This is a genomic window from Methylobacterium sp. P3_A11, assembly GCF_056403155.1.
On record NZ_JBFUGA010000238.1, the window covers coordinates 1 to 1,085 of the forward strand.

The following is a 1,085-nucleotide window of genomic DNA, read 5'->3' on the forward strand; positions in this document are numbered from 1 at the left end:
ATGTCGCGCGATGTCGCGCGGCTACGCGTGGCTCGACACCGGGACCCACGACAGCCTGCTGGAGGCGAGCGAATTCGTCCGCACCCTCCAGCATCGCCAGGGCCTGCAGGTCGCCTGCCTGGAGGAGATCGCCTACCTCCAGGGCTTCATCAACCGCGACCAGCTCGTGGCCCGGGGCGAGATGTTCGCCAAGACCTCCTATGGGCAGAACCTGCTGCGCCTCGCCCGCGAGAGCGAGGACGATCTGCGCCTGCGCCGGGACAAGTAGCGCGGCGGCAGTACGGCTCAAGCACCCTGATTTGCTCTTCCGCGATGGCGGGATCGTTGGCCGCCGGTAGGCGGACGGCCGCCATCTCGCCCCGTTCGCGAACGCCGGGCCGCCTTATTTACCCGGCGCGAGCGTTCCGATAGGGCAGGGGCCTCGACAAGAGGCTCGTCGGTCGCGACGTCCCATCCTCAATACCCTCGCGGACGTATGCTCTCCCGCGCTGCAGTTTCCAAACCACCTGGCATTGAGGTCTGGGTATCCGTTAGCGTGTGCCGTGAACTCGCTATGGCTTGGAGTCTCCTGTCCGGGGCGGAACGGGAGGACCCGACAGGTCGAGTGCGCCTGATGGGCAGGGCCGGACGCGTTCGGCGGCGCAGGAAGGCTGAGAGAGCAGTGCAGTGAGAGCGGTGCTTTGAAGAAGCTCTACGGCCTGTACTATCGCTGGGCGGGCACGGAATCGGTCCGCGCGAGCAGCAACCCCCTGATCCGGCTCGCGGCGAGCGGCGGCTTACCGGCGGCCAACGATCTCGCCACAGCGGAGGAGCAGATCGCCGCGCTAGCGCCGTATGTCGACGCGGAGTTCTACGCGAGCTGGTACGGGATCACGGCCGATCCGGTGCGCGACTATCTGGTGCACGGCTGGCGCGCGGGCCGCGATCCGCGGCCCGACTTCTTCACCGCCGAGTACCTCGCCCGGCACCCGCATCTCACCCGGGCCGGCATCAACCCGTTCCTGCACTTCCTCGCGCGCCGCGGCAGGACCGGCGCGGGTGAGGGCGCGGCCATGCCCCGGCCCGACACGGCCGCGGCCGAGCGC

2 pseudogenes are annotated in these 1,085 nt (G+C 69.1%); both read left to right on the forward strand.

Going from position 1 to position 1,085, the window contains the following annotated elements:
• A pseudogene (locus tag AC1DXK_RS30995) lies at window positions 1-268 on the forward strand (glucose-1-phosphate thymidylyltransferase RfbA); the annotation flags it as partial.
• A 412-nt stretch (window positions 269-680) separates the two neighbouring features.
• A pseudogene (locus AC1DXK_RS31000) lies at window positions 681-1,085 on the forward strand (glycosyltransferase); the annotation flags it as partial.